This window comes from Clostridium beijerinckii, from assembly GCF_008705175.1.
Taxonomy (GTDB): domain Bacteria; phylum Bacillota; class Clostridia; order Clostridiales; family Clostridiaceae; genus Clostridium; species Clostridium beijerinckii.
In genome coordinates, this window is the sequence record NZ_CP043998.1 from 4,477,501 (window position 1) to 4,503,686 (window position 26,186).

Genomic DNA, 26,186 nt, shown 5'->3' on the forward strand with positions numbered 1-26,186 from the left:
ACGAAAGGAGTGGTTTCAAATGCAAAAATCTATAAACATTTTTTCAGCTATACTTCTTAAGTTATTTAACTTAGCATCTAAATCAAGCTGTGCAGGCGTATGGGGTGAACCAGATTATCCTGAAGAATTATTAAAATAAATATCAAAAATAATTTCATTACATTGGATATTAATTTTAATGTATCCCTTATGTAAATTAACTATTTGTTGTACATTATATAAACCATAACCTCTTGTATCTGTATTTTTAGTAGAATAGCCTCTTGTAAAAATCTCATCTAAGTTAATGTCACTAGGATTTACCACTTGATTCTTGACTATTAGATGAGATTCTTTATTTTCATTAAAAATCTTTATTTCAATACATTTTATTGAACAATCTTTTTTTGTCACCTCATCAAAAGCATTATTTAGCAAATTATTTAATATATTAGAAAATTCATTATAGCTTAATATATTATCTAAAACATTATTTTCTATTTCATATTTAAAAACAATATTATGCTTTTTTGCCCTGCACATGTTTCTATATATTATAGATCTAACAACTACATTATCAATATATATAAGTTCATTTATTTTACTATCATATATATCTTCGTCTTTCATATAAGTTCTAATAGCTTCCTTTAAATCTTTTTCACTTAAAACTTCCACCATTCCTCTTATTGAATTTTTATAATTAACAAAATCATGCTGTCTTTGTTTTATTTCTTGAACTATTTCATCGATAACAGCATTATACTCATTTGAAATTTTTAATGATTCTTTTTCTCTTGTCACCTTAATAAAATACAAGTATATCAAAACTTGAGATAAAGCCAATATGCCAAATATTAAAGATGAAAGAAATAAATTGTTTAAAATTACTATGTTATCATAATACCAACTAATTTTAAAAAGCATAGCATATATACTGCATATTAGAATAGAATAAATGAAAACTATATTATCCTTATTCTCAAAAATAAAATTTTCATTTAATAAATTTATCTTTGAGAATATAATTTCTCCTACCAATATTATTCCTTCCACACAAATTTCCGTGACTATATTATCGTAGATAAACTTATCAATAAGGGCCGCGAATATTAATTCTAAACTCATTACTGCAATCAACACTAAAAAAAATCCTAGTATAACTTGTTTAAAATCTGCCTTATATATAATTTTAATGCTTATAATAACTGCTATATATTCTAACATAAAGTTTAATTGTAATACTTCAATACCTGTAACTAATATTGAAGCAATCAATACACTTAAAGCCAATTTCAATATATCATTATTTTTCTTGGTTAATGTTGCCCATAAATAAATTATATTAAATGTATTCATTCCATTTATAATCGCTGAACTTAACATATTATCACTTTTCCTTTTTTAAATTCAGACATAATGCTATTTTTAAATTTGTATCCTAAAAATGCTGTCTTGCTGCATTCATTAAAATATACTTCACTAAGTTTAACGTCTAGTTTTTCTATCTTGTATATATAATTCGTGTTTATTGCAAAAGCTCTATGGCTTTGAACTATATAATTGCAGTCAACTAGCTGCAATATTTTTTTTAAACTTATGTTATATGCAGTATAAACGCCATTGTAAGTATTAATATCACAGTTTTTACCATCAACTTCTATAAATATAATATCATTTACCTTTATTCCAACGTACACGCCATTTTTTAAAGTGATTACAACTTCTTTGTCTTTCTCCTCACTATAATTATCAGCTTTATTATTCAAGTCACTTGTTTCATTAAGAATAATCTTATTCAGCATAGCTTGTACATCATTTTTATCATATGGTTTTACAATATAATCATAGCAATGAGTTTGTTTAAATGCTTGAGTTATATATTCCATGTGTGTTGTTAAAAAAATGATTTGCCTAAATTCGTATTTAGATATACTTCTAATCTTCATAGCAAGATCCAATCCTGAAGATTGTTTTAAACTAATGTCTATTAAAAACATATTAATATCATTATTTAAAATTATTTCTAATGCTGACATTTCGCTATCAGCCTCATAAATTTTTACAAAGTCACATACAGATAATATCATTCTCTTTAAAATGTCTCTTTGTATAGAATCATCCTCTACTATAATAATAGAATACAAAAGTACCACTCTCCAATCCATATACAATCTAAAAAATATGTCAATAATACTGTCTCATATAATCATGAGGTTTAAAGGCTAATTTCCCTTAATCTTATTTTTTAATAGATTATTAAAACGCCTCTACCTATATAATACAATATTATATAATTATATACAATTATCCCACTTTTGTGTAATCTTTATTTATTATTCTTTAAAGACAGTGATAAAACGTGCTGTATAGACTATTTAATCTAATGCAGCACGTTTCAATTATAATTATTCTTATTAAATTTTTTAAAATTAATTACATAAATATAGCTATTTTTTCAGAAAGAAACATTTCTAATTTCCCATTTCCTTCATACTATAATCTGCATATGAAGCATACTCAGTTTTAGGATATTTATCTTTTACTTGCCTAAAATATATAAGAGCATTTGAATAATCATTTGTCTCTTTATAGCATGTCCCTATTTGATACATCAACCAAGGCATAATATCTATATCAGAATCGATTTGTGAAGCCATTTTTAATTTAGGAAGTGCTTCCGCATATTTTTTTTGTTTATATAGCTTATTTCCATCATTGTATATAGGCCAGAGTCCTCTTATTTTTAAATCTTGCCATAATTTATCAAACTTCGCTTTCATATCATCATCGAGATTTTCATTCTTCACATTTATTAAATCCTCAACAGCAATTTCATATTTTCCGTCTCTAATTGATTTCTCAGCCTCATCTAACATGCTCAAAATATTATTTTTATAGCTATCGCTTTTTACTTTCTGATCTTCTGAATCTATTTTAGCTTTCTCACTATTTTCAATATTTACCATGTTCTCTTCTAACAAATCATCTACTTTGTTCTGATCGTTATCGACTTCCTCTTGCTTTACTATTAGTTTATTATTTATACTAAGCTTATGTAAAAATTCTTGAGTTTCGATAGGAACCTTCGCTATTGCCACCTGAATAAAATTTGGATAAAAATAATTCATTACAATACCACCCATAATGATTACTGTACTTAATATAACCATAATTATTTTCCCTGTCGAGCGCTTTGTTTTTTTAGAGTACTCATTCCATATATCACTATTAATATGATTTATAACATCCATATTATTTACATTTCTTCCTCTGGATGATTCTATTTTTAGACTTTGTATATAATCATTTGCTAAACTATCATATATCGCGTATTTTTTGAGTTTCTTAAAGATCTTTTCTGCATTTCTATATTGCTTCATACTAACATAGCACAATCCAATAAGCTTAATTGCATCTGAAAACCCCTTATTATAGGATAAAGCTTTTTTCAAATCATTTACAGCCAACTCAAAGTTGCTCTTTTTTATTTCTCCTATTGCTGAATTATATAGAATAATGGATTTCTTAATGTCATTATCGATCTTATATCTATTCAATTCCATTTCCTTTATATTGATTGGATTTATTTTTTTAATCTCCATCTCAAAATTAACCAAATAATTACCTCCTAAAATATTACACAATAATACACTAATGTTCAAACAGTAATATCTTCCCATTAAAACCAGAATAACTTTACATTTGTATTTAAAATTTGATTTATTTCTATGTATAAATCTTAGCAAATTATGTAATATAATTCAATATAAAGTCTTACTGGTAAAATATTTTCTTAAATATTTTTAAGCTTACACAAAATTATTGAATATCTTCATTTTAAAAGTAATATAAAAAACTTAAGACTATGTATAAGTTTAAAACAATCATCTCTTATACATAGCCTTTTTTCGCTTCCAAATAATATTTTATTATAAATAATTTTCTTAATTTAAATTTTGCCCGTTTCCAATTCGTATTCCTTGAGGAAATTTAAACACCTCATACGGATCATATTTCAATTTAACTTCTCTTAATTTCTCTAAATTTTCTCCATAATACTCTTTTTCATAACCCTCAATATCTGCGCACGGAAAATTAATATATGAACCTGTTGTGATACTATTTATGTATTTAAGCTTTTCTTTAACCCATTCTATATTCATAAGTGCATACTCAGCCTCTTCCCAAACAGATTGAAACCCCATTATAAATTTCGCATCTCTATAGTAAAAAGCTGTATCATTTTTATCTTTTTCCATAATTGCTCCACCTAATCCATATAGGGAAACAGCTGCATATACTGCACCTTTAGCCCTCTCTTCAACAAGTTCTATAATTTTTTTCACTTCACTTCTACTATAATCTTTATATACGAATCTTCCTGCTGATTTATATTTTTCATATGGAGGATGACCATCTTGAATCCTTCTATTTACATCTAAAACTGAAATATAGTTAAAATCAAATACTCCCTTTTTAGAAATATTCTTAAAGTCGCCTAAAATTACTTCTGCCTCTTCTCTGGAACCATATACTATTCCTGTAATTCTGACTCCTCTTCCTTTTATTTCTGAATTATATATCCCCATCTTTAAATTAACTCTTTTATCTAAATTCATATATAAATGTGTCCAAATCTCAAATATATCTAATATCTCATGATCACCAGCACCTATATAATCGATATCTATTAAAGTCGCCATCTTAATTTTTTCAGGAAGTTTAAATATCATGCTAGTAACTACTCCAAAATTTCCTCCACCAGCACCTCTTAAAGCCCAAAACAAGTCTGTATTAGATTTATCTGTAGCAACTATTCTTTCCCCCTTATAGTCTATCAATTCAATTTCAAGTAAGTTATCAGAGGCTAATCCAAGCAATCTATTTGAATAACCCCATCCGCCACCTAAAGTTAGTCCCGAAACTCCAACAGTTGGACATCCTCCTCCTGGAAATGGATAGCCCAGTTCTCCTAAAACCTCGTAAAGTTCCCTATTCCTAACTCCGCCTTGTATCTTTACTATTCCTATTTCTTCATCTACACTAATTGCATTCATTTTGCTAATATCAATAACCAAAACATCATTTCCTGTTGAATATCCCTCATAGTGATGTCTGCCTGACCTTATTCTAATTTCTACTGAATGCAATTTGGCCCAAGTTATTGCATTGATGATATCATCATTAGTATGGCAATATACAATTGCTAATGGATATTTTTCTATAGCCCTATTCCAAGCTTTTCGTTCTTCTTCATAACTAAATTCCTCTTTTGTAATGATATCTCCCGTTAATCCTCTATAATCAAAATCTATCAAGTCTATCACCTTCTACTTTTCTACTAATTATTTCATCTACTCCCATAATACCATATTATATTTTTTATAATAAGCGTATTTTATCTAATAAAATATTTTTTCACACAATCTTTTGATGTAAAAATAAAATTTATTAAAACTTGTTAAGAAACTGTGAACTTTTATTTTTTATTGAATATTATAATTTTCCCATGTCAAATATATAGCTAATCATAAAATCATAAAGGAGAGATTTATTATGGATAAAGAAAGAGCACAGGAAATTGTTTCATCATCAGTAATGGCAAATGTAACACTTAATGGAACTCCAATTTACATCGAAAGCGTAAATACTAATACAGAAACTGCTAATATCCATTTTTTTAAAAATCCAAAAAATTCACGCGAAGTGCCTTTAACTAGTTTACAAGAACATAATAAAAAATAGTATTAAATATAAAATTATAAAAACGCCTTATAATTTTACATTTAAATTTCAATTCTTAATGACTACAATTTTGTAGTCATTAAGTCTACATATTGCACCCAAAAACTTTTAACTAATCACTATATCACTAGAAATTTTTTTAAAATTACTAGTTAATTATTTTATCAATGAAAATTTATATAGCACTACCATGAATTTCATAGTATCAAATACTTCCTTTAGGATATGCTAATATCATAAAGGATATAACAGTTAAGCAAACAATATGTTCAAAAAACAATATATTTGTTTATCAGAATTTAATACAAGTCAAAAGACTTGTATTAACATTAGATGAGATTTTATATGGTTAGGAAAAGTTTTATTATAGTAGATTAATTTTATTATAATAGGATTCCAACTTATCTTATAAAGTCAAGCTAAGATTATATTTGGTAGTGTAATAATCATATATAGTCAAAAGATTATATATGGTCGTGTAAGTATCTTATTTAGTCGAACAAAATATTAATATAGGTATTGCACTGTTTAATTATGGTCGAAAGATTATAATTAGATACTAAGTTATCTATATTAGTGTGAGTTATACTGCTATATTCTTTATTTAATGGCCATAAGTGAATTTACATAAATTTACTTATGGCTTTTATTTCTACTCATTTCCTATAACAAATCCTTATTTATATTCTGAATAACTACAATAAATTTTTTCCATATACAACAAAAATGTACATGTGAGGAAGTTGCTTTTAGTAAGCTTTCACATGTACCTTTAGTTTATATTGGAATATTTGCAACTAATAAAGCTCATACAAATTATTTTAAAAAATATATCAGCTTTTTATATCTGCCTCAGAATTTTCTTTAAATACAATTTTATTTGAATTCAATTCAGTTTCATCATATCTATATGGCTTTTTCTTAAATACCTTTATTACTTTACCAAATAGACCTCCTATAGCAGCCAAAACAAATATCCATACCTTCTTAAATATTATTAGTATTTTAGCAAGCAAACCTATCTTAGATGCTGTGCCTCCAACAATTAGTGCTGCTAATCCTGCTTCTGCTACCTTATCGCCTTTCATGTAATCTGAGTATCTTTTTCCTTCTTTATAAGCATAATTCTTAAGAATATTTTCCAGTTTAGGTTTAACCGCCAACATTTCATCCTTACTTGCAACCAGTGTGACTTCAGTCACTCCACCACGCCCTAAAACTCTTACATTATAATTAACTATCTGTTCGCCACTACTATTACATAATACTGACCATACTAAATTATTGGTATTTGGATCATAATGTGGTTTTTCATCCCATCCAATTATATCTAATGTAGATTTTCCATTCTTCATTCTTTCCTTATTATCCTCTTCAGTTCCATTTTTTATATCGGACAATAACTGATCAGCATTTATTTTTCCTGCATCATTGTCTTTGACATATCCCATATTATCAAATTCAAATAAAACATACCAATTTTCATTATTATCTTTTGATAAAACTATTCCCTGTTCCATGCCGGTAACTGAATTATCCATTTCTTTCATTAATTCCTTTGCATCTTTTCCATTCGCAAAAACGTATTCACTAGGCAAATCTAACTTTGCTAAGTCAGTTCCTACATCAACATTCTTTGGCCCTTCAATCCAATTTATTTCCGATGCATTTGTTGAATCATTAGCATATGAAATAACTGGAATAATAGTAAATATAGTTAAAGCGGCTAATGTTCTTAATATACTTTTTAACATTTTTATCCCCCTATGTATTAAGTTACATTTATTATTCTAAAGTTATTTTCATGTGTTGTATATTATACTTTTGTATACTTTTTTATACTTTTTCAGTTCTAAATAATATAAAAATTATATAACTGAATACGCTAAGATAATTCAGATTACTTTTAATAACTAAAGTTTATATTTTAGAAGCAGCTTAAGATTAATAAAAAACTATTCCCCTTTGTATTACATAATCAAAATATCCAATATTTACAATACAAATTCCTTCTCTTAATTTCGTATATTTAATTAAGTTATGCTCATACTAACTTTGAATGATTTATATAGGAGGTGCTAAATATGCCAGGAAAAGCTAAACAATATGTTGATCAAAGCGTATCTTCATGCAAAGATACTATTAGCTCATTACAACAAGCTCTTAGCTCTGCAGAAAAACAAGATAATAAAAATAAAATTCAACAAGCAATAAATTCTCTTAATTCTGCATGCCAACAATTATCTCAGTATCAAGACTAATTAATACTTAGATATATTGTTAACAATATAATAAACCACTTTATTCTGATTAATCTAGAATAAAGTGGTTTATTATCTTTTATCTTAAATATTTCTTAAATTCATACTTTAAAAATGTGAGCATACGTATTAAAAACATTCATCACATCAAAATCTACAATCATTTAACAGAGTTATTTGAGTGTTAAAATCTTATGCTAAATTTCTTTTAACAACTTCTTTTGTTTCCGCTTTTGATTTAATCCCCTTATGGATCAACCAAAGCATAATAAACCATACTGGCGTTACAAATAGAGCCACACGAGTTTCATTATTAAATGCTAATGTAATTATAACAAAAGCTAAAAACGCTAGAATTATATAATTCATCATTGGGTAAAGTGGCATCTTGAATTTGTTCGAAGCTGCAAGTTCTGGATTAGTTTTACGATATTTCAAATGGCAAACAACAATAATTGCCCAAATAAAGATAAAACAAAATGTTGATATACTTGTAATTAGAACAAATACTCCTTCTGGCATAATATAATTTAAAATAACTGAAATCAAGATAATAATTGCTGAGAAGATTGTAGCATTAGCAGGTACTTGATTAGACGTTAATTTATTCATTGACTCTGGTGCATTACCTTCTTTTGCAAGAGAGTAAACCATACGGCTTGTGCTAAAAATACCGCTGTTACATGCAGAAGCAGCTGATGTTAATACAACGAAATTTACAATACTCGCTGCCGCTGCAATTCCTACTGCTGAAAACACTTGTACAAATGGACTTTTATCTGGATTAATTGAAGTCCATGGATATATGCTCATAATAATAAATAGTGCTCCAACATAGAAAATAATAATTCTAATTGGAATATTATTAATAGCCCTTGGAATAACTCGTTCTGGATCTTCTGTTTCACCAGCCGTAAGTCCTACTAACTCGATTCCGGTAAAAGCAAATACAACCATTTGGAATGAAAGAATAAATCCAGTTGCACCCTTCGGGAACAATCCTCCATGACTCCAAAGATTTGTGAAGCTAGCTGCGCCAGCATCTGTAGAAAATCCTTTAATAACCATAAATATACCGATTATAATTAGCGCTAAAATTGCAACAACTTTAATTAAAGCAAACCAGAACTCCATTTCGCCGAATAACTTTACTGCTGTAAGGTTCATAATCAATAAAACTATAAGAATTATAAGACTTGGAACCCATTGAGCTACATTCGGGAACCAGTATTGTATATAAAGACCTGCAGCAGTTACATCTGCCATCGCAAGTGAAATCCAACAGAACCAGTAGGTCCATCCAGTAATAAATGCTGCTCTCTCTCCTAAATAATCATATACAAAGTCTACAAATGAATGATAGTTTAAATTAGAAAGTAATAATTCCCCAAGGGCACGCATAATAAAAAAACAAATTATTCCTGTTATCATATACGCAAACAATATAGATGGTCCCGCTAAGTGAATAGACCTTCCTGAACCAAGGAATAATCCAGTACCGATTGCTCCTCCAATTGCGAGTAATTGGACATGACGATTTTTTAGTCCTCTTGATAAGTTTTGATTTTCTGATTTTAATTGATCCATTTTATCCCTCCATCTTAGTTAAAAGGCATGTACTAAAAAGCCCTTTACTAATCTAAATATTTTGTGATTTGAGATATAAATGGGAATAGATAAGATCTAAATGAAGTAATCTATAATATATTACTTTGATAAGATATGTTATCTGTCCCCTGTCCTTTTACCTGAGAGTTTCGCCTTTACAGCTTTCTCCTTCGGTGCTCTTTTCGAGTCTCTCCAAGGTTTCATCCAATAGCGGTCATCTCTAATTAAATAGGTACCTGAAAGATTTACTTCTTCGGTGAATGACCATAGCCATTACTCTCCCGCTATCTTCATCTGAACTTTTAGATTTTACTGTTATATAGTAATACATTTTTAATAAAGTTGCAACATTTTTTTCATTTTAATCAGAATTCTTAAGTATTTTTATCATAATTTTAAAACAGCCACAAAAAGAACCCTATTTCTAGAGTTCCTAATTATTTACCCATTTGCTTTTTTATTATTTTATCCATCAATTCCTTTGTTGCTGCTTCTTTCTGAAATACGCTTTTTTATTTTCGATACATAAGAGTTTCTTGTTTCTTAATAAGATTTCACTACCCTTACTCTCCGTTTCTTATCAAGCTATTTGCATACATTTAGTTTATATTTCATATTGATGATCACCTTAAATTCTACTATTTTTATATAACTAACTACACAAAATCAATTTTTATTTTCCATTGAATTTAGAAATTATATAACAAAAAGTCTAGTATAAAAAAATACTAAACTTTTTAAATATTTTCACTTATATAAACGCTAATTTGATATTTTATGTATCACTAAATATTTTTTCTTAACTCTCATTATTCATCTTCTTCTATATAGAAATGATTTGGATATCGCTCTTTTTTAAGCTCCTTTTCAGTCCCTAATTCACACGCCATGGTGAAATAGTCAACCTTGTAATTAATATGTTCCATGTATTTATTTAATTCATCTATCTTTTTTTGAACATTTTCCCTGTGCTTTAATATTAACTCCAACCTTTTATATAATGTACCATCACCTTGGCTATTTAAAACAACGAATTCTTTTATCTGCTCAATGGGCATATTCGTGTTCTTTAGACAATTAATTACTGCTATCCACTCTAGATTTGACTCATCATAATATCTATGTCTATTTTCAGCCCTTTTAATATTAGGCAATAATCCTTCAGATTCATAATATCTTAAGGTAGATGCTGTTAGTCCTGTAATTCTAGCTGCTTCTTGTATAGAATATTTCATAGTTTCTCTCCTTATACTAGAAATTTCTAAGATACATTATACGCCAAAATTACTATTTTTAGAATAGAAAGAAAAAGAAAATGTATACATAAAACTTAATTTTTTATCCCTAGCCTAGTTAGCACTTATTTCATCAATCATCCTTAACTCTTCATCTGTGAATCCAATCTTATGAACTATTCCCACATTTTCAATAATTTGAGACGGTTTTGATGCTCCAATAAGTACACTTGTTACTTCTGAATCTTTTAGTACCCAGCTAAGCGCCATTTGAGCAAGAGTTTGCCCTCTATTTAAAGCAATATTGTTTAATCTCCTAATTTGCTCTAACTTCTTCTCTGTCAATATATCTTGCTTTAAAAATCTTCCATCCACCTTTATCCGGCTATCGTCTGGAATTCCATTTAAATACTTATCTGTTAATGTCCCTTGGGCTAATGGACTAAACGCTATAATTCCTTTTCCGTTTTCTTTTGCTGCTCTTTTAAGTCCGTTATTTTCAATAGTTCTATCAAATATAGAATATCTATTTTGATTAATTACAAATGGACATTTTAATTCATTTAAAATCGCAGCTGCCTTTTCCATTGTCTCTCCATTATAATTTGAAATTCCTGCGTAAAGTGCTTTTCCACTTTTTACAGCTGTATCAAGAGCCATCATAGATTCTTCTAATGGAGTATCAGGATCCATTCGATGGTGATAGAATATATCTACATATTCCAATCCCATACGCTTTAAGCTCTGATCCAAACTCGCTAATATATATTTACGGCTTCCAAAGTCTCCATAAGGCCCTTCCCACATCTTATAACCTGCTTTTGTGCTAATCAATAATTCATCACGATATAATGCTAATTCCTCTCTTAAAATACGCCCAAAATTTTCTTCTGCACTTCCTGGAACTGGCCCATAGTTATTTGCTAAATCAAAATGAGTTATTCCATTATCAAAAGCAGTAAAACATAATTCTTTCATGTTATTATAATCTGCATTGCTCCCAAAATTATGCCAAAGGCCAAAGGATATCATAGGAAGCTTTAAACCACTTTCCCCACATTTACTATACTTCATCTCATTATATCTATTTTTTGATGCTTGATATTTCATTCTCTCAACTCCTTTGTTTTTATAACTTTACTTTAACACTTAAAGTTAACTTTAAGTCAATATTACATTTTTAGATTTTTGTAAAATGAAAAACTAACTTCTTGATTGCAAGAGTAAATTCATTATTAATGACTTTAATCTCGCACTACTTTTTTTGACAAAAAGATTGAAGCCTTGTATTTTCAGAAATTATCAAAGATCAAGAATTTACTTATTCACTTAATGATTTTTAGATTGTTTAAAATATATTATGCAAAAATAAACTACCTAAACCAGGACTACCATAAACATTTAGTATTTTATATTGCATAATATATATTTTCATTTAAATTGAATTGTATACCTAATTAGCATTTGGATAAACCGAGGTGTCCCATGAATGATCTGCACTTATTTCTTGGTCTGTTAAGTTATAATAGTCATATTGTATAACATCACCGTAATTAGATACAGGATCATCCCACGTACAGTCCACATGACGCCATTTGTTATTTATATAAACCAAGTTCCATGCATGAGCCTGTCCATCAGCAGTACCCTCTACAACCATTGATTTAATTCCTGCAATAGTAAACATTTTTTGAGCCAAAAGAGAATATCCCTCGCAGACTCCAGTATGTTTAATTAAAGTATTATAAGGATCATATATAGTTAAAGATTGATCATATTTTGTATTATTTATTATCCAATCATGTATCGCACGTTCTTTCTCTGGCTGACTCATGCTATCTGGAGCAATCTGTGCGACTATGGATCTCACTTTCGAATCCAAATCTGCTTCCATTCCTGCAGTCATTTTATAATTGCATTTAATCTGTATTCCAATAGTATCTGATCCATCACTTGTCATGGTTACATCGTAATCAGATACATTAAACATTTCATAAGAGTTAGTTATTTTTAGCTTGCTTATATCATCTTTAATAATATTTTCTAGGTTGCTAATATCCACACCACTACTTGGACACTCTATATAAAATGATGGATTTTGAATACTGACATTCTTTAATATTTCTTGTCCTATTAATGTATTTACAGAGTCAATCCACACTCCTCTGGAATTCAAGTAATATCCATCAATAGTAGTGTTCTGTGCCATATATCCATTTTGGTAGAAATAATACCAAAAGCCATCTATCTTTCTCCATCCAGTGGCATACGAATTACCTTCTGTATACCACCAGCCTTTATAATTAGACTTCCACTCTGCCGAAACTCCTATTGGGGTTAGCGCTGTGATCGAAGCTGCAACCAATGTACAAATAATGATATTTCTTAATCTTAGACTTTTCATTTTATTCCTCCCTTCAATACTTATAACATAATTGTATATTACTTCATCTTTTTTTCAAATATGTTACAAAACAGTTTTACACAAAAAATCTAGTCATTGTATTTATATTTTACTATACAGGTTTAAATGTTTATTTTTCAATATTATAAAATTGCAATTAAATAATGTTAATTAGAAAATAGAGCTAGTATTCTAACATCTATGATACTAGCTCTATTTTTATGTTTATTTATTTTTAGATATATCCCGAATATTTAAATAAACCACGCATAGTTAAAAATTATGCATTTCAAATTCCCAATATATAATTTCTATAACATTCATATGCACATTAAGAATATGTACATAGTTATATGATTATTTTAGTACCCCAAAATTAATCTTTGCCTGCACTCTGATCTTTGATATGATGACATCTTTAATATATTTTCTTCCATCCATTTTCGCTGTTCATAAGAAAATCTTTTTCCAAAGAATAACATAAATTGATTGTCATAATTATCTCCTACTAATCCATAGGTAGATTGAGTAAATTTAATAAACCCAAGAGTCTCTAGCAATGCTGTATCATGAAGATAAATTGATTTCTCTTCATCAAACATTTCTAATCCCAATTCTTTTTCTAACCTGGATGCTAAAAGATTATGTTTAGATTCACCACATTCATAAAAGTTTCCATCTCTTGATAACCAACCACATATACCTGTTTCACTCATTCACTTAATAGGATAGATACTTATGATTTAGCTTGTATCTTCCTATTTTACACCTCACTCTCTTGTATAATAATCTGAATATATTATTGCTAATTTTTATGTTTAAGCAGCGTTTTCATTCTGTAAACCAAGAAAATTCAGCATATTAGTATAAAAAACTTTTTCTTTAAATTTAATATATTTCATAAATTCTATATTTCCACAAAAATATTCAAATTCCTCTATTTCAAATGGTGTAATAATTCATAAAATTAATGGATTAATATATTAAGTTTACCAATCAATCATATAAATGGCATGCAATAAAATGATCACCTTCAATTTCTTTAAAAACAGGAATTTCATTTTTGCATCGCTCATATGCATATAGGCAGCGATTACAAAATTTACACCCATTTTCTCTATCTTTCAATGTCATCTCTGATTCTTTTATACTAAGCCTCTGCTTCCTCAATTTTGGATGACTAACCGGCATAGATTCAAGTAACATTTTTGTATATGGATGCATTGGATTATCAAATAAATCTTTTTTTTCAGCCAGCTCAACAATGTTCCCTAAATACATAACTGCAATTCTATCACAGAAATATTTTACAACGCCTAAGTCATGAGATATAAACAGAAAAGTTAGTAGATATCGTGTTTTTAATTCATTCAGTAAATTTATAATCTGTGCTTGAATAGAAACATCTAATGAAGCTACTGGTTCGTCTGCAACCACAAATTTAGGCTGAACAGCCAAAGCTCTAGCAATTCCTATTCGTTGACGTTGACCACCACTAAATTCATGAGGATATCGATTTATAGCTTCTTTATCCATACCGCAAATCCTTAAGTATTCTTCTGCTATATTAAATGCATCTTTCCCATGTATCAATCTATGTTTCTTAATTCCTTCTGCTATAATTTGTCCAACTTTCATTCTTTTATCTAAACTAGCAAATGGATCTTGAAAAATAATCTGCATATCTTTTCTTAATCTACACATTTCCTTGTTACTAATTGATTTCTTATTTTCGACATCAAATAAAGTCTTATCTTCAAATATTACTTTTCCACCATCAGCATCTATTAATTTCAATATAGTTCTGGCTGTTGTAGACTTTCCACATCCTGATTCTCCTACCAAAGCAAAACATTCTCCCTTTTTTATTGAGAATGAAATATCATTTACCGCATCTAAAACAATCTTTTCTCTTCCCAAAAAGCTTTTTTCAATTACATATTTCTTTCTAATCCGATCTACTTCTAAAATAGTGTCAATCAAAATCCTTTCCCTCCTCATATAACCAACATGCTACTTTATGATTATCTCTAATATTAAATAATGGTGGAATCTCGCCTTCGCATTTTATGCAAAACTTTTTAGAGCATCTATTACTAAATCGGCACCCTGAGGGCATATCTGATAAAGATGGCACTATTCCTTCAATACTTTTTAGAGGTTTTCCACTTTCACATCTATGTGGTTGCGAATCCAATAATCCAAGAGTATAAGGATGTTTAGCATTATCGAACAACTCATATACATTACATTGCTCAACCACCTTTCCTCCGTACAATACCATAACTTCATCACAGACTTCAGCAACTACCGATAAATCATGGGTAATAAACAAAATAGATGTTTTAACTTTATTATTTAATTCTTTTAATAGAAATAGAATTTGAGCCTGAATAGTTACATCTAGCGCTGTTGTAGGTTCATCTGCGATTAATATTTCTGGTTCACAGCTTAGAGCCATTGCAATCATTACTCTCTGACGCATCCCTCCACTCAAGTTGTGTGGATAAGAATTATAAACTTTTTCTGGATTTGGAATATGGACTGCTCTAAGAATCTCAATTACCTTCTCCTTAAGCGCTCTCCCATACAAACTTTTATGTATCTTTAGCGGCTCTGCTATTTGCCTTCCTATTTTAAATACTGGATTTAGTGAAGTCATTGGTTCCTGAAATATCATAGAAATTTCATTTCCACGAATATATTCAAATTGTTTTTCTGTAAACTTACTTAAATCATTTCCATTAAATAATATTTCTCCATTTTCAATATTACTTATCTTATCTGGTAACAATCCCATGATAGATAAAGCTAAAGTACTCTTACCACAACCAGATTCCCCTATAATTCCTAGTATTCTGCCATTTTCAAAAGCAAAGCTTACATCATCTACAGCTATTACTTTATCTTTTCCTTCCCCGAAACTAACAGATAGATTATTAATACAGAGAATTTGTTTATCCATATTTGCCCCCCTCCTATATATTCATTTTGGGATCAAGAGCATCCCTAAGTCCATCCCCTACAAAATTAATTGATAGAACTGATAAGAATACCAATACTCCTGCGGGAATCCAAAGCCACCATTCATATTGCAATACACGCATACTTTGAGCTGCTGATAATATATTCCCCCAGCTTGGCTCGGGCTGTTTTACTCCTAATCCTAGGAAGCTTAAACCAGCTTCCATTAAAATCCCTTGTGCAACAGCTAACGTAGCATTCACTATAACCGGTGATAATGTATTGGGTAGCAAATGATTAATAATAATCTCAAAACTGTTAAGCCCCATAGCTCGTGCAGCTTCAATAAATTCACTTTGTTTAATAGAAAGAATTTCAGCTCTTACAATTCTAGCAACTCCCGTCCATTGTAAAAGACCTATAATCAAAATTACGTTCCAAACACTAGGTCCAGCTAGCGCAGCAACTGTAATTGCTATCACAAAGAAAGGAAAACACATAATTGTATCGACTATACGCATGATTGCATTATCAATCCAGCCTCCATAAAATCCGCTGATGCAGCCTAACGTAACTCCTATTAACAACTGCAAAACAGTTGCACTTACTGCAATCCCCAATGAAATGCGTCCACCATATAATAATCTAGTAAATACATCTCTTCCAAGTTCATCTGTTCCAAATAAATGCCTTAAACTTGGTTGACTTTCTATATTCATTAAATCTATCGTGTCTCTCCCATAACCTGACAAAAATGGTGCAAAAATCGCTGCTAATACAAATATAATTAAAAGACAAAAACCAATTGCGGCCAGCTTATTCTTTAGAAACCTAGCTAAAATCACATGTTTTAACACACCTTTCCTCCCTTAATCAAATTCTATACGTTTATCTACGGCTGCATAAAGTATATCTGCCAATAAATTCGTAAATAAACTTATTATTGCAACCATCATAACTATGCCCATAATAAGTGGATAATCCCTGCTAATAACAGCATTGTAGTTCAGCCTTCCAATCCCTGGCCAAACAAAAATTGTCTCTGTAAGAAGAGCGCCTGATAATAATGATGGTATCTGCATAGTTACTACTGTAATTAAAGTCAGTAATTCATTTTTTAAGGCATGCTGGTATATAACATTCCTCTTCCTAACTCCTTTTGAACGTGCTGTACGTATATAATCTGTTTTTAAAATTTCAATCATATCAGAACGTGTATAACGCATTAAACTAGCCGTATTCATTAGTGCAAGAACTATCATCGGCAATAACATATGCTTTGCAACATCTATTACAAATGATAAGCCAGTTAAATTAACGCCTGTAGTCACCATACCCGATATAGGAAGCCATCCTAGATTTACAGAAAACACTTTAATCAAAATCATACCAAAGAAAAAGGATGGAATAGATAATCCTATAAATGCAAATACTGTGACAATGTAGTCAGTTTTAGTAAACTGTTTTGTGGCGCTTATAACTCCACATGGAATCGCTATTAAAATACTAAGAATCATTGAGCATATAGATAAGATAACTGTATTGCCCAGCCGGCTGCCTATAACATTTAGAACCGGCTGTTTAAATTGAATAGAATATCCAAGATTCCCCTGTAAAGCTTGCATTAGCCACTTAAAATACTGAATTAATACGGGATCATTGTATCCCAATTGTTCCAACATTTTTTCTTTCATTTCTTGTGAAAGATTAGGATCCATCATAGATGAAAATGGATCTCCTGGTTGCAGCTTTACAAGCATAAAAACAATTATAGAAATTCCAATCAATACAGGTATTGTTTGTATTAAGCGTCTAAATACATATTTTTGCAGAACGATCACCTCCTCCTATAAAATCATATCGGTTAGGGCTTTTACCCTAACCAATACATCAAATTTTCAATTTTTATATTTCACTTCTATATCGCTTTTGCGCAGTAACTTACTATTTTGAAATCGTCCAGTTTTGTATGTCTGGAAATACAGAATATGCTGAGTACTTATATCCTTGCAATTTGGGATTATGAGCACGAATAGCATTTTGTGAATATAAAAATACATATGGTGCTTCATCATTCAATAATTGTCCCCATTTTGCATAAACTTCTTTACGTTCATTACGATCAATAGTAGTTGCAGCCTTTTCTATAAATTCATCACTTTTAGCATTTATAAAATTCGAAAAATTAAATTGAGAATTATTTGCAATGCTTGAAGACCAATAACGATCGGCATCACCTGGATCAACTTCTAAGGTAAATCCTAATAATCCCATGTCATAATCTCCTTGTCCTTTAGTTTTTGCCATAGCAGAAGCAACATCCATAGTACTGATATTTACTATAATACCTACATCCTTTAAATTTTGCTGAATAATTGGAGCACTTTGTTCACGAACCTTATTTCCTGTCGGAACCATTAAATCCACTTCAAATTTCTTACCATCCTTTTCAAGAACTCCATTATTTTCAATCCATCCAGCTTCTTTTAGTAATTCTTTAGCCTTATCTGCATTATAATCATAGGTATTAAGTCCTGACTTAGGATAAGCCCATCCAGCTAGAGATATAGGTGCATTTATTACTTGTCCATGTTCACCTAGTAAACTATCAACTATGCCTTTTCTGTTTATCGCATAGGTGATTGCTTGACGTACTCTTTTATCTTTAAAGAAATCTCTATTGCTATTCATAGTCATAAATTGATAATTCGCACTTGGTTTCTCCTCTATTTTTATACCTGCATCTTTTAACATCTTTAAATCTTCTTCTTTTGTGCTTGAAAGTTCAACAATATCAAGATCCCCTTTTGCTAACTCCGAAAGCTCTGTTTCTGTATTAGCAACCTTAAAAATAAATTTATCTATTTGGGGAGCTCCTCCAAAATAACTATCGTTTTTAGCTAATTCAACATATTGGTCTGGTTTAAAATCTATAAGCTTATATGGTCCGGTTCCTACAGGCTTATTAAGCAAATCACTTTGCTTATCCCAATCAGCAACATTTACTTTACTCCAAATATGCTTCGGAATAATTCCACGTTGTGAAAAATTTGATAATGCTGGCGCATAAACTTTAGAATATGTAAAGCTTATGGTATATTTATCAATAACCTTAATTCCACTTATAGAATCTGCTTTACCATCATGATAATCCTGCGCACCAACTATTTTGGAAATTTCATTGAATCTTGATCCTGTGTACTTTTGATCAGCCATGCTAGTAAATGTAAATGCAACATCATCTGCTGTAAAATCTTCTCCATCATGCCATTTGACATCTTTTCTTAAATTGAATGTCACAGTAAGATTATCACCTGAAAATTCATATTTATCTGCAAGTCCAGGCTTAAAATCATTATTCTCATCCAATAAAATCAATGGTGAATATACCAAGCTATTTACATTATTATCATACGTTGTATTTGATAATAATGGGCTAAACAAACCTTTAGGTGAAGATTCTACAGCATATCTTAATACAGATTCACCGCTTGATGATTGATTATCAGCTGATGAATTAGTTGGTATTTCTGCAGATGTACTTCCACAACCGTTTAATAGCAATATAGATAATAGCATTGAAAGCATACCAGCCAATATTTTATTTTTTCTCCGAATCATAAATATTCCTCTCTTTCATAGCTTGATTTTGATTCATATAACTTAAAGTATTGATATTATTAAAATATTTTCCAACGCAAATTCTAGAAATATATTTTTCAAATTTCAATTCATAGTATTTTAATATGATTACTTTTTTGAAATTATAACCTTAGCATATTAAAATTTTGATCAAATATATAAAATATATTTATGAATTTTAATATGAATAAGCACTACAATTAAATCATACTAATTTATACAAATATTAATCAGCTAAAAAAAATCAATCACTACGAAATTGTAGTGATTGATTCTTACTTTTTATTTATAAATATTAGTCCAAGAATGCATAATATTATTCCTATTAATTTATTTATATTAAATCCTTCCTTATAAAAAATTATACCTACTGGAATTAGTATAAGTGCAAGAAGAATATTAGATACTAGAGATCCTATACTTATATCCCAGCCGGACCTATATACCATTATATATCCAAACTCAAGACCAACAATAGCAAACCCTAGTAATATACTCGACCAATTCAGATCATCAAAGGATTCAAAAAATCCTTTATCTGATTTATAAAATTTAAATGCTATAGCGGCTACAATTACTCCAGTTAAATAAGTAATGAATAAAGAAGAGAAAGGGTTAGCCTTCTCCGGAACTGACTTTGAGCAAATATGATAAATCATATTTGATACAACAACAATTATAATAGAAAATGCATACATAAACATAAAAATCTCCTCCATTAATTTTACTGCAATTCTTTTATGATCATAGATAAATATCAGAAAATTCCACCCTAGTTGATTCTAAAATGTGATTGTAAAAAAACTCTTTTGATGATCTGTAATCATACGTTTCGGTAACCTTTTCATTTGGCAGCATTACTATAAAAGCACTTCCTTTACCAACTTTACTATTTACAAAAATTCTCCCACCTAGTTCCTCAACAAATTTCTTAACTAATGATAATCCTAATCCTGTCCCCTCCACTTGACGAGATAGAGAACTATCTACCTGCCCAAACTGCTCAAAAATTGTATCTATTTTATCACTTGAAATACCTATACCTTCATCGCTTACTTCTATAAATATATTTTCTTTTAAAGCATTAAATCGTACAGTTATTTTCTTATTATCAGAAGTAAATTTAATAGCATTAGATAGCAGATTTAAAAGTATCCTTTCGAATTTTTCATTATCAATAGCGACCATAAATTCTTTATATGATGTTTCTAATATTAAACCAATTTCTTTTTTACTAGCATATGATCTTACAGCTTCAACAATCACGTCTATAAAAAACACAATATCTATGTTCTTTCTATTTATTTTGGTACTCTTCAAATTTGAACTGGTTATATCAAGAATATTGTTTACTAGCCTTAATTGCCTAAATGCATTAAGTTTTATCATCCCCAAATATTTTTTAGTATTATTTGATAACTCATTAAAGCAAATATACTCCATAGCTTGTACTGCTGAATTAATTACATTTAGTGGTGTTCTGAATTCATGCGATATTATGGAAAGAAATTCATCCTTCATAGCTATTGTTTTTTCTAATGCTTCATTCCTTTCAAATTCCGCCTGCAAAACTGAATCATGTTGAGATTTTATGATTCTTTCCTGTTTAACTTTTTCCGTTATATCTTTCATACACATCATTCCAAATAAGAAATTACCACTATCATCATATACAGGATTACCACTTATACACATATATATATTTTCGCTATATCTCTTTATAATTATTCTATATTCAGTAATTATTTCTCCTCTTAAAATCCTATCTGACGGAAGACTCCCCTCCTTCAATTCCTTCATATTAATATCAAAATATTTTATTTCACTATCGTTTTTATTTCTTCCTTCAATTATTTTTATGACATTAAAATGTTTCTCTGCTGCTTTATTAAGCATAACCAGATTGCCGCATTTTCCTATAGCTACAACTCCATCAGACATGTTATCTATAATCGCTTTTAATTGCTCTCTATTATTTCTAATTTTTTTCTCATTACTTACAAGTTCTGTAATATCATCAAATGCAGTAACTGACATCAACACAGTATTTTCTTTATCATAAATAGGTGAAGAACTCATATCTAAAACACTTTCTTTACAATTATCTATAACTGTAATACGTTGATTTTTAATTTTCTCACCTTTCAAAGCGCGAAACGATGGCATATCTTCAATGTCAATTTCTTTTCCTGATTCATTAAAATATTTAGCTTCACTATTTTTTCCATGTGAAGTCTTTTCCTCATTAGGGTATTCAATCAATTTTCTCGATATCTCATTTTGCTGAAGTATATCTCCTTCTTTTGATCTAACGAATACTCCATTTGGAATACTTTCAAATATAGCCTCCATTTCTTTGTTTTGAATGTTAATGGCATCCATTTGTTCTTCAACTTTCTTTCTATTAAGTACCGTTTCTGTAACTTCAGATGTATTACTTACCACATATTTGATACTTCCACCTTCTGCAACTGGAACAATTATGGAATCCCAATATGTAATTCCCCTTTCATATCCAATATGTTCATATTCTTTTACTTGAACTGCTTTTCCTGTAAATATAGCTTCCTTCCAAAATTTTTCTACTTTGCTTCCGCTCCATCCTAATATAATCTTCTCTATGCTTTGCCCTATACTATAATATGATTGGTTAAATGGAGGTTCTAAGAAATCTAAATATTCCTGATTTGCTTTAATAAGTATCATGTCAGGAACACTATAAACTGCTACTCCCACAAAGTTTGATTTACATAATTCTGATAAGTATGCATGTTTAACTTCAAGTCTTGAATTGGGATTTTCTCTTATAATAAATAATTGAGTATCTTTTCTATTAATTATTTCCATTGAAATTGATCTAAATTCAAGAGATTTAGTAAATAAAAAATAGTCGGCCTTTTTAGCGATGTTTTTTACATCAACGCTTGGGCCGACTCTTAGAATTTTAAATATCTCTTTGATACTTTTTCCAAGCAAGTCAGCAGTTGTATATTCCGTAATTTCTGCAAACTGTTGACTCACCTTAAAAACTTTATGATTTTTTAATAATATATAAGAAGTCTCTTCTATGCACTCAAGGTGCCTTCTATCTTCCATAATAGTATCCTCCTAAGTTATCCGTTATCATTAGCATATGCAACAAAATAAGTAATATTTTACCACAGTATTTTGTGTATTTCTACTCCTAAATTTACTTAACTTAAATTATTTTGAATTTTTAGGCTTCATTCTTTAGTTCTATTTCATTCTAGGAATAAGTTTGCATTCACAACAAATAAAATCTTCCTAATTGATTTATATTTTGTGAGCGTCTTAATATAAGAATAGGTTGTTGAATAAACAGAATTTGTAAAAAATAAATAAGTCATCCCTTTGTGATATAATAATTTCGCGAAAAACCCAAATATATCACATAAGGAATGACTCAAATATGATTATATCATCAAATATTAAAAGTGAAAATGACCATTATAAAATTTTTGAAGCTGTTAAAATTGCATTTGCTAAATTAAATTCGAATATTAAAAGTACTAAAGGGCGACCACGTAAGTATTCAGATGAACAAATAGTTGCATGTATATTATATGGCGTTAAAAGTAGTATTTTCAGTTTAAGAGAGCTTGAATATCGTATAAAGCAAGACTATGTGTTTCAGTCTATAATTCAACTCAATCAAGTACCAGATTATTCTACATTCTCATTAAGAACTAAAATTTTAGAGAAACATATATATTATGGTATTTATGCTATGCTTGTTGAACTTATCAATCCTGAAACTAGACTGTGTGCAATAGATGGAACTGCTTTAAGAAGTTCAAAATACGATAGCGAAGCTAAATCCGGTAAGGGTACCCGCCTTGGATATTATAAAGGTTATAAATTACACTGTATTGCAGCAGTTAGTGATATTATAATTCCTCTAGTTTTTTATTTAACAACAGCTAATGTTTATGATAATCAAGTCTCAGATTTACTATATGAAGCTAAAATTTATAATCCATTTTTAATACTTGCAGATGCAGCATATGATTCATTAGAATGGTTTGAAATTGCTTCTAGCTTAGAATTTAATTTGTTAACTGATATAAATATGCGTAAGGCTAAAAGTATTGAGTCATTTACTGATAAACGATATGAAAATGCTTTGTTTATTCAATCTCCTATTGGATCAAAATTATATAAAAACAGATTGAAAATAGAGCAATTATTCTCTGTATTAAAGGGATTATATAACTTAGAAAACCCAAGGCTTTATGGGCAAGCCCGATACGAACGTCATATAAAATGGGTCTTATTAGCGTACTTAATAGATGAATTTAACAAAAAGCAGCAAGGAATAAAAACTAGAAAATATCCTTGGAATATATAATTTCTAAGAATATTTTCTTAAATAACCATTTGTAAAAATTAGTTATTCAACAACCTAAAGAAATTTATAAAGGATATTCTATATGAATTATTAATATATACAATAAAAATATTTTGCTTCTGTTAAATAATAGATGTAGTTACAACTACCACTCTAATTCCACCTATTAATATATATTCAGAATTTTAAACTTCATCATTCCTAATTATGCCTATTATTTAAACTTCTTCGCCATTAGATGAAATTACTTTCTTATACCAATCAAATGATTTCTTCTTCGATCTCTCTAACGTTCCATTTCCTTCATTATCTTTATCCACATATATAAATCCATAACGTTTTTTCATTTCTCCTGTAGTAAATGAAATACAATCAATACATCCCCACGGAGTGTATCCTAGCAAATCAACACCATCTAATTCAATTGCTTTTTTCATTTCTTTTATATGCGCCCTTAAATAATCTATTCTATAATTATCATTACATGAACCATCTGCATCCTTAACATCAATAGCACCAAATCCATTTTCTACTATAAATAATGGAAGTTCATATCTTTCATATAATAAATTTAAAGAATATCTCAACCCAACAGGATCAATTTGCCATCCCCAATCCGAAGCTTTTACGTGTGGATTCCTAACACTTGCACTTGACCCTCCATTTACCGAATCATTATCAACTTCATTAACTCCTGATTTAACTACATCAGACATATAATAACTAAACCCTAAATAATCTACAGTCCCCTCAGCTAAAATTTTAGCATCTTCTAGTTCCATCTTGATATCATACCCTTTTCTACTCCATTCTTTTAATGCATAAGAAGGATAATGACCTCTGCAATGTACATCAGCAAACAAATAACGATCATGCATCGATTCAACTTGAAGCATCATATCATCTGGATTGCAGGAGAAAGGATATATAGGAACAAATGAACACATACATCCAATTTGAAAGTCAGGATTTATTTCGTGCCCTTTCTTAACTACTAATGCACTAGCAACTAATTCATGATGAACAGCCTGATACATTACCTCTTCTCTATTTTCACCTTCTTTAAACTGGATTCCTGAACAAGTCCATGCAAATATAGAATTTATAGTATTTTTCTGATTATTAATTTCATTAAAAGTCATCCAATACTTAACTTTGTTCTTATAGCGCTCCATTACAGTAGTTGCATAACGTACAAAAAATCCAATAACTTCTCGATTACTCCACCCTCCATACTTCTTGACCAAATGATAAGGCATTTCAAAGTGACTTAACGTAATAACGGGTTGGATTCCATACTTCAATAATTCATCAAACATATTGTCATAAAATTTCAAACCTTCTTCATTAGGCTCAAATTCATCACCTTTAGGGAAAATCCTCGTCCACGCAATACTTGTTCTAAAGCATTTAAAACCGATTTCTGCAAAGAGTGCAATATCTTCTTTATAATGTCCATAAAAATCAATAGCTTCATGGTTAGGATAATTTTCTCCCTTAATCACTCCATCTGTTATCCTTCTTGGTACTCCATGAGCTCCTGCGGTCATTACATCTGCAACACTGGGACCTTTCCCTCCTTTATTCCAACCACCTTCAACTTGATGAGCTGCAACAGCACCACCCCATAAAAAATCTTTACCAAAAGCCATAAAACTTCCTCCTTACATTTTATTTTTTTATATAACCATAGCGCAATCAAATTTCTACACTCTAATTTTATTTTAATATTTAGTTTACTTCAATTCTAAATATAGATTTATTATTTCAATACTTATACGAGAAATAAAATTAATTATTATAAAAAACTTAACAATACTTCTTATATAATGCATATTTTAATTTATCGAAAAATCCCAAATAAATTCTCTATTTAATTGCAAAAAATTCATTAAAATATTATGCTAAAATTCTCTCGAAATTAGCTATAAACATCGCACTTTTTACTAGATATTATAATCACATTCTATAATAAG

23 protein-coding genes and 1 riboswitch (1 of these 24 running past the window's edge) are annotated in these 26,186 nt (G+C 29.4%); of the genes, 5 read left to right on the forward strand and 18 right to left on the reverse strand.

The annotated features are described in order from the left end of the window. Both F3K33_RS20255 and F3K33_RS20260 read left to right on the forward strand, forming a co-directional pair. Positions 1 to 60 carry the 3' end of an accessory gene regulator B family protein gene (locus F3K33_RS20255; protein WP_039771324.1) on the forward strand. The gene continues 543 nt to the left of window position 1, outside the view, so 60 of the gene's 603 nt are visible here — the last part of the coding sequence; its start codon lies beyond the left edge, outside the window; its stop codon occupies positions 58 to 60. Further along, complete coding sequence (locus F3K33_RS20260; protein ID WP_085953365.1) at positions 20 to 139, forward strand: AgrD family cyclic lactone autoinducer peptide; 120 nt, start codon at positions 20 to 22, stop codon at positions 137 to 139. Before F3K33_RS20255 ends, F3K33_RS20260 begins: the two co-directional genes overlap by 41 nt. Here the strand turns inward: F3K33_RS20260 and F3K33_RS20265 are convergent. From F3K33_RS20265 to F3K33_RS20280, 4 genes are all read right to left on the reverse strand, one after another. Further along, positions 115 to 1,365, reverse strand: a complete 1,251-nt coding sequence (locus F3K33_RS20265; RefSeq protein WP_039771326.1) for a sensor histidine kinase — start codon at positions 1,363 to 1,365, stop codon at positions 115 to 117. The genes F3K33_RS20260 and F3K33_RS20265 overlap by 25 nt on opposite strands. Further along, entirely contained in the window at positions 1,359 to 2,126 is a 768-nt protein-coding gene (locus F3K33_RS20270; RefSeq protein WP_023972992.1) for a LytR/AlgR family response regulator transcription factor, read from the reverse strand. Before F3K33_RS20270 ends, F3K33_RS20265 begins: the two co-directional genes overlap by 7 nt. Positions 2,127 to 2,453: 327 nt before the next feature. Further along, on the reverse strand, positions 2,454 to 3,599 hold the full coding sequence (locus tag F3K33_RS20275; protein ID WP_023972993.1) for a tetratricopeptide repeat protein: 1,146 nt from the start codon (positions 3,597 to 3,599) through the stop codon (positions 2,454 to 2,456). A 327-nt stretch (positions 3,600 to 3,926) separates the two neighbouring features. Continuing rightward, positions 3,927 to 5,300, reverse strand: a complete 1,374-nt coding sequence (locus F3K33_RS20280) for an FAD-binding oxidoreductase (protein ID WP_039771328.1) — start codon at positions 5,298 to 5,300, stop codon at positions 3,927 to 3,929. A gap of 238 nt (positions 5,301 to 5,538) precedes the next feature. Here F3K33_RS20280 and F3K33_RS20285 point away from each other — a divergent pair, with 238 nt between their 5' ends. Continuing rightward, entirely contained in the window at positions 5,539 to 5,727 is a 189-nt protein-coding gene (locus F3K33_RS20285) for an H-type small acid-soluble spore protein (protein WP_017208958.1), read from the forward strand. Between the two features lie 833 nt (positions 5,728 to 6,560). On the opposite strand, the gene F3K33_RS20290 is transcribed toward F3K33_RS20285, so the two are convergent. Beyond that, the gene (locus F3K33_RS20290; protein ID WP_039771330.1) at positions 6,561 to 7,481 is read right to left on the reverse strand and encodes a DUF2167 domain-containing protein; all 921 of its coding nucleotides are present in this window, start codon (positions 7,479 to 7,481) and stop codon (positions 6,561 to 6,563) included. Positions 7,482 to 7,811: 330 nt separating this feature from the next. On the opposite strand from F3K33_RS20290, the gene F3K33_RS26505 reads away from it, so the two are divergent. Continuing rightward, a complete protein-coding gene (locus tag F3K33_RS26505) occupies positions 7,812 to 7,988 on the forward strand; it encodes a hypothetical protein (RefSeq protein ID WP_023972996.1) in 177 nt (58 codons plus the stop codon). Between the two features lie 192 nt (positions 7,989 to 8,180). On the opposite strand, the gene F3K33_RS20295 is transcribed toward F3K33_RS26505, so the two are convergent. The 12 genes from F3K33_RS20295 to F3K33_RS20350 form a co-directional block, all read right to left on the reverse strand. After that, positions 8,181 to 9,575: an amino acid permease gene (locus F3K33_RS20295; protein WP_023972997.1), complete on the reverse strand. Its 1,395-nt coding sequence runs from the start codon at positions 9,573 to 9,575 to the stop codon at positions 8,181 to 8,183. Positions 9,576 to 9,714: 139 nt separating this feature from the next. Beyond that, positions 9,715 to 9,802, reverse strand: a riboswitch (glycine riboswitch). A gap of 603 nt (positions 9,803 to 10,405) precedes the next feature. Beyond that, entirely contained in the window at positions 10,406 to 10,831 is a 426-nt protein-coding gene (locus tag F3K33_RS20300; protein ID WP_023972998.1) for a MerR family transcriptional regulator, read from the reverse strand. Between the two features lie 114 nt (positions 10,832 to 10,945). Then, complete coding sequence (mgrA, locus tag F3K33_RS20305; RefSeq protein ID WP_023972999.1) at positions 10,946 to 11,941, reverse strand: L-glyceraldehyde 3-phosphate reductase; 996 nt, start codon at positions 11,939 to 11,941, stop codon at positions 10,946 to 10,948. Positions 11,942 to 12,284: 343 nt separating this feature from the next. After that, positions 12,285 to 13,235 (reverse strand): transglutaminase domain-containing protein, encoded by a 951-nt coding sequence (locus F3K33_RS20310; RefSeq protein WP_039771332.1) that lies wholly within the window; start codon positions 13,233 to 13,235, stop codon positions 12,285 to 12,287. A 362-nt stretch (positions 13,236 to 13,597) separates the two neighbouring features. Beyond that, entirely contained in the window at positions 13,598 to 13,951 is a 354-nt protein-coding gene (locus tag F3K33_RS20315) for a hypothetical protein (RefSeq protein ID WP_023973001.1), read from the reverse strand. A gap of 280 nt (positions 13,952 to 14,231) precedes the next feature. Next, positions 14,232 to 15,218 (reverse strand): ABC transporter ATP-binding protein, encoded by a 987-nt coding sequence (locus F3K33_RS20320; RefSeq protein ID WP_039771334.1) that lies wholly within the window; start codon positions 15,216 to 15,218, stop codon positions 14,232 to 14,234. Continuing rightward, positions 15,211 to 16,200 (reverse strand): ABC transporter ATP-binding protein, encoded by a 990-nt coding sequence (locus tag F3K33_RS20325; RefSeq protein ID WP_039771336.1) that lies wholly within the window; start codon positions 16,198 to 16,200, stop codon positions 15,211 to 15,213. The genes F3K33_RS20320 and F3K33_RS20325 overlap by 8 nt, the downstream gene beginning before the upstream one ends. A 13-nt stretch (positions 16,201 to 16,213) precedes the next feature. After that, complete coding sequence (gene opp4C / locus F3K33_RS20330; protein ID WP_023973003.1) at positions 16,214 to 17,056, reverse strand: oligopeptide ABC transporter permease; 843 nt, start codon at positions 17,054 to 17,056, stop codon at positions 16,214 to 16,216. A 12-nt stretch (positions 17,057 to 17,068) separates the two neighbouring features. After that, entirely contained in the window at positions 17,069 to 18,040 is a 972-nt protein-coding gene (locus F3K33_RS20335; RefSeq protein WP_039771338.1) for an ABC transporter permease, read from the reverse strand. Positions 18,041 to 18,143: 103 nt separating this feature from the next. Then, positions 18,144 to 19,820, reverse strand: a complete 1,677-nt coding sequence (locus tag F3K33_RS20340; RefSeq protein WP_039771340.1) for a peptide-binding protein — start codon at positions 19,818 to 19,820, stop codon at positions 18,144 to 18,146. Between the two features lie 296 nt (positions 19,821 to 20,116). Then, on the reverse strand, positions 20,117 to 20,545 hold the full coding sequence (locus F3K33_RS20345) for an EamA family transporter (RefSeq protein WP_039771343.1): 429 nt from the start codon (positions 20,543 to 20,545) through the stop codon (positions 20,117 to 20,119). Between the two features lie 40 nt (positions 20,546 to 20,585). Next, positions 20,586 to 22,937 carry a sensor histidine kinase gene (locus F3K33_RS20350; protein WP_039771346.1) on the reverse strand — a complete coding sequence of 784 codons (2,352 nt, stop codon included), beginning with the start codon at positions 22,935 to 22,937 and terminating at the stop codon, positions 20,586 to 20,588. Between the two features lie 334 nt (positions 22,938 to 23,271). On the opposite strand from F3K33_RS20350, the gene F3K33_RS20355 reads away from it, so the two are divergent. Then, positions 23,272 to 24,210 (forward strand): transposase, encoded by a 939-nt coding sequence (locus F3K33_RS20355; RefSeq protein ID WP_054249135.1) that lies wholly within the window; start codon positions 23,272 to 23,274, stop codon positions 24,208 to 24,210. Between the two features lie 218 nt (positions 24,211 to 24,428). Here the strand turns inward: F3K33_RS20355 and F3K33_RS20360 are convergent, their stop codons facing one another. Further along, the gene (locus tag F3K33_RS20360; protein ID WP_039772836.1) at positions 24,429 to 25,862 is read right to left on the reverse strand and encodes a 6-phospho-beta-glucosidase; all 1,434 of its coding nucleotides are present in this window, start codon (positions 25,860 to 25,862) and stop codon (positions 24,429 to 24,431) included. Between the last annotated feature and the right edge of the window lie 324 nt (positions 25,863 to 26,186).